Annotated in this window: 3 protein-coding genes; all 3 read left to right on the plus strand. The window is 62.5% G+C overall.

Annotated elements, in window-relative coordinates; all coding sequences use genetic code 11:
* Positions 1-573 (plus strand): bacteriophage T4 gp5 trimerisation domain-containing protein (locus BLX41_RS35935; RefSeq protein WP_404942787.1); only part of this gene is annotated, 573 nt, incomplete at its 5' end.
* 26 nt (positions 574-599) lie between these two features.
* On the plus strand, positions 600-1,049 hold the full coding sequence (locus tag BLX41_RS21840) for a DcrB-related protein (RefSeq protein ID WP_123726566.1): 450 nt from the start codon (positions 600-602) through the stop codon (positions 1,047-1,049).
* Between the two features lie 43 nt (positions 1,050-1,092).
* Positions 1,093-4,461, plus strand: a 3,369-nt coding sequence (locus BLX41_RS21845) for a DUF6531 domain-containing protein (protein WP_123726567.1), incomplete at its 3' end; no start/stop codon positions are given.

Consider the following 4,461-nt stretch of genomic DNA (forward strand, 5'->3'; position numbering starts at 1 on the left):
CCGGTGCCTTATCCGTTGCCGGCGAACAAGACCCGCAGCGTGTTCAAGACCCGCAGCAGCCTGGGGGGCAAGGGCTCCAACGAGTTGCGCATCGAGGACCGGGCCGGCCAGGAGCAAATCTACATCCATGCCCAGCGCGATCAGGACTGCACCGTCAAGAACAATGAAAGCCATTGGGTCGGCGTCAACCGTGTGCACTCGGTCGGCCAGGACGAAACCATCACCGTCGGCCAGAACAGCCTGAGAACGGTCAAGGTCGACGACACCCTGCAAGTCGGCGCCACCAAGAAGGACAGCATCGGCACCCAGTACCTGATCGAGGCAGGGGAAAAAATACGCCTGGTCTGCGGCCAGAGCGTTTTTGAAATGAAAGCCAGTGGGGAGATCAACCTTTATGGCTCGAAGTTCAACTTCTCGGTAACAGGCGACGCGCAGATCAATACCGGCGGCCAGCTCGACATCAATATGCCCGGCGGCGCCGCCGCCACAGCCCCCGAAACGGATGGTGACAAAGGCAGCATCGATGCCGAAGTCGAGGCTGCCTTCTCTCCCCCACCGGCACCTACCGCCTGACCTTCATTTCCCAAGAGCAAGCACCCATGGACTACCTGATCCAGGAAGGAAAACTCACGCTGCCCAGTGGCTTTCAAGATCGCAGCGTCAATATGTTCGTCCCAGGCATCGCCCTGCCCGCGCCCTTCAGCCTGACCCTGTCGCGGGACATCACCTTGCCCGGGGAAAGCCTGGCGGAGTATGTCGAGCGCCAGGTCGGCCTGATCGCCGCCAAGCTGCGCAAATACAAACGTCAGGACCTGCAAGAGGTCTGGCTTTCGACGCAATCCCCGGTGCCGGGCCTGCAAGTCGACGCCCATTACCAGAGCGACGGACGTCCGGTGTACCAGCGTCAGGCCGGCTTTATCGTCTCGCCCCAGCGCGTGCTGGTGTTTTCGGCCACCAGCCAGCAGCCCTTTGACGATCAACTGAATCAGCTGTGGACAGACGTCCTGGCAAGCTTCGAGGCCCATCCTCCGCCCCCGTCCAAGCCATAAGGCGCCTGCGGACTCAAGGAACGAGAGGCCTGGGAGGCCAAGCATGTTTGAAGCGGCACGGTTAAACGACGAACTGGCCCACAGCAACGCGCTGGTGGGGTTTCTGGTGGGGGCGGCGTTGGGGATCGCCTTGATTGCGGCCGTGGCCATAATCACCGTTGCCACCTGCGGATTTGGCACCGCCTTGCTGGCCGGGGTGCTTGCGGGTGTGGGAGGTATGGCACTGACCTCCGCGGGCGAAGCCATCGGACGAATGTCCAAGGCCCCCGCCGGGGGCATCACCAGCGGTTCACCGGACGTCTTCATCAATGGCCTGAATGCCGCACAAGTGCAGGACAGCCTGGGTATCTGCACCAAGCATCCGGTGCCTCCGCTGGTGGCGGAGGGCTCGGCCAAGGTGTTTATCAACGGCCTGCCGGCGGCGCGCAAGGGCGACAAGCTGACCTGCGGCAGCGTCATCGACAGTGGCTCGGACAGCGTGTTCATCGGCGCCGAAAAAGAGCAGTACCTGGAGATCGAAGACGAGATTCCAGAGTGGCTGCGCACCACCGTCGATATCCTCATGGCCGTGGCCGGCGCTGCCAGCGGCCTACTGAAACTGGCGTTGACCGCCGGCAAGATTGGCCTGAAGGCCGTCGCCCCTTGTGCATTGAAATTTGCTGCCGGGTTTGTCGCGGGTGAACTGGCAGGACGCTTCGTCATTGGTCCGGCTATTGGCCGCGTGGCCGGTGCCCTGTTCGGCAATCCTGTGGATGTCATCAGCGGGCGCAAATTGCTTTTGGAAGAGAGTGAAACCGACTTCAGCCTGCCAGGACTGATGCCCATCACCTGGGCGCGCTTCTATGCCAGTGACATTACCCACGAAGGCTTGCTCGGGCGCGGCTGGGTGCTGCCCTGGGAGCAAAGCCTGCGCCTGGAAGACCAGCAACTGTACCTGCGCGACAACCAGGGGCGTGACCTGCCCTTGCCGCAACTGGAGCCCGGCGAGCGCGTCTACCTGACGGACGAGCAACTGTTCGTGGTGCGCTCCGAAGGTGGGCACTACTTGCTGCAAAGCCTGGACAACACCTTCTTCTACTTCGGTGAACTGGCCGACGACGGTCAGCCCTCTCCCCTGCGGCGTATCGAAAACGCCCTCGGCCACTTTCTTAATTTCAGCTATGACAGTCAGCAGCGTCTGAGCGACCTGTGCGCCACGGGCGGCATTCGTCTGCACCTGTGCTACGAGCAGCACGAACGGCGCCTGAGCCGGGTTGAACGGGTCGTCGATAACCAGCCTGTCGAAACCCTGGTGCATTACCAGTACGACGCCAACGGCCAACTGCGCCAAGTCATCAACCGCAACGGCGAACGGGTGCGCGGGTTTGCCTACGACCAGGGCCTGATGGTCGCCCACGAAAACGCCCTGGGCCTGCGCTGTCACTACCGCTGGGCCACCCTGAACGACGGTCAGCCCAGGGTCACCGAGCACTGGACCAGTGACGGTGAGCGCTACCTGTTCAGTTATGACCTGGCACAACGTCAGACTCATATCAAAGACGTGCTCGGCCGTACCGCACAGATCGACTACAACGAAGGTCGGCGAGTTATCGCCAGCCGCGACTTTGGCGGTGAGCAGTACCGCTTCCAGCTCGATGAATCCGGCAACATGACCGGCCTGGAGCTACCCGACGGCAGCGCCCTGAGCTTCACCTACGACAAGCTCTCGCGACTGGAGGAAGAAACCGATCCCCTGGGTCGCTCGATCCGTTACAGCTATCACCTGGACACCGACCTGGTCACCGCCATCGAGCGTGCCGATGGCAGTTGCCAGCGCTGGAGCTATGACCGTCAGGGTAACCTGCTCGACAGCACCGACCCTTTGGGTCAGGTGACCCAATTCTTCAACACCGACGCCGGCCTGCCCCACACCCGCATCGACCCGCTGGGCAACAACACCCGACTATGGTGGAACGAACTGGGGCAGATCGAGCAATACCAGGACTGTTCCGGACAGCTGACGCGCTATGGCTACGACAGCCACCTGCACCTGGCGAGCATCACCGATGCCCTGAAGTGCACCACGCGCCTGACCCGCAAAGCCGATGGCGAAGTGCTGCGCGTTGACCATCCTGGCGGTAGCCACGACCAGTACCGTTACAACGCCCTTGGCCAGTTGCTCAGCCACACCAATGCCGATGGCCACACCACCAGCCTGACACGCACGCCCCGGGGCTTGCCCAGCCAACGCAGGGACGCTCGTGGCCAGCAGGTTCACTATCAGTACGACAAAGCCCAGCGCCTGATCGCTCTGCTGAATGAAAACAAGGCCGCCTACCGCTTCAGCTACGACGCCAGCGACCGCCTGCAGGAAGAAGTGCGCATCGATGGCCTGCACCGCCGCTTCAGCTATAGCCTCAACGGCCAACTGAGCCAGTTGGAAGAAATCGCCACCAGCCCGAGCCTGGTGCAGGTCACTCGTCAGCAACAGTTCGAACACGACGCCGCGGGGCGTCTGCTCAGCAGGGTCACCAGCGATGCTCTCCTGGATTATCACTACGACGAGGCCGACCGGCTGATCGCCGTCGAACGCCTGCCAAGCAAGGCGGGCCAGGCCCTGGGCATCCGCGCCAACCGCCTGGCCTTCAGCTACGACGCCGCCGACCAACTGCTGAGCGAAAGCAGCAGTACCGGCGAGCTTGCCTACCACTACGACGCCCTGGGCAACCTCAGCGGCCTGGCCCTGCCCGACGGCCGCCAGCTCAACCAGCTCTATTACGGCAGCGGCCACCAGCACCAGATCAACCTCGATGGCCACCTGATCAGCGACTTCGAGCGCGACGCCCTGCACCGCGAAACCCTGCGTACCCAAGGCAACCTCACCAGTCGCTACGGCTACGACAGCCAGGGGCGCAAAATGTGGCAAGCCGCAATCCGCCTGCCCCACGAGCAACTGAGCCAACTGCAGGAAAACACCGACCGCCTGCTCGGCTTGCCGGAGCATCCCGCCACCGCCCTGCACCGCCGCTATCACTACAGCGACGGCGGTGAAGTACAACGGATCGTCGACAAACAGCGCGGTATCACCGACTTCCACTACGATGCCAGCGGCCAACTGCGCAGCCGCCAGCCGAACCACCCGCAACTGCACACCGAAGACTTCTCCTACGACCCGTCCGGCAATCTTTGCGGCAGCGGCAGTTGGCAATTCGACAAGATCCAGAACAACCGCCTCATAGCCTTCAAGGACCTGCGTTTTACCTACGACGACTGGGGCAACCTCAGCGAAAAGAGCAGCACCAACGGCGCAACGCAACGCTTTACCTACGACTGCGAAAACCGCCTGATCCATGCCCAGACCTGGCACGGCGCAACCTTGCATAGCGAAGCCCATTACCAGTACGACGCCCTCGGGCGACGCATTGGCAAGCAG

Origin of the sequence: Pseudomonas protegens (assembly GCF_003732485.1) — a bacterium.
Lineage (GTDB): Bacteria > Pseudomonadota > Gammaproteobacteria > Pseudomonadales > Pseudomonadaceae > Aquipseudomonas > Aquipseudomonas protegens_B.